The following is a 410-nucleotide window of genomic DNA, read 5'->3' as shown; positions in this document are numbered from 1 at the left end:
TAAAGGTACTGAAGAAGTTAACCACACCATTACCGCTTAAGTCACGTAAGCCGTAGACGTAGACATAATAGGTACGGCTGACTAATAGGGCTTCATTAGGTACCATAGTTAAACGTAGCCCATCTGCTGAAAGTGCAACACTGGAGGGGACATTCAGACCGGTAATTGTATCGTACAAACGGATGGCCGAGGTAATACTAACGGGGTCAATGGGCTCATTAAACAGTGATTCAATCACCGGGTTAGTAGGTACGTTGGTAGCGCCATTGTTCACACTGATAAGGATCCGAGTAGGATTAACAATGTCAGGGCCATTGGCCGAGGTAAAGGTGGTATCCCTTGGCACCAAAGGATTACCTGCCAAGTCTACCATAGCAGGCACAGCCTCGGTGATTTCAGTCAGTTCAGGC

1 protein-coding gene is annotated in these 410 nt (G+C 47.3%); it reads right to left on the bottom strand.

The window, feature by feature from the left end; genetic code table 11:
- Positions 1-410, bottom strand: a 410-nt coding sequence (locus tag CXF95_RS26360; protein WP_198556719.1) for an Ig-like domain-containing protein, incomplete at both ends; no start/stop codon positions are given.

The sequence above is a fragment of the Paraglaciecola sp. MB-3u-78 genome (genome assembly GCF_002835935.1).
Taxonomy (GTDB): Bacteria; Pseudomonadota; Gammaproteobacteria; order Enterobacterales; family Alteromonadaceae; genus Paraglaciecola.
This window is presented reverse-complemented; position numbering and strand designations above follow the sequence as displayed.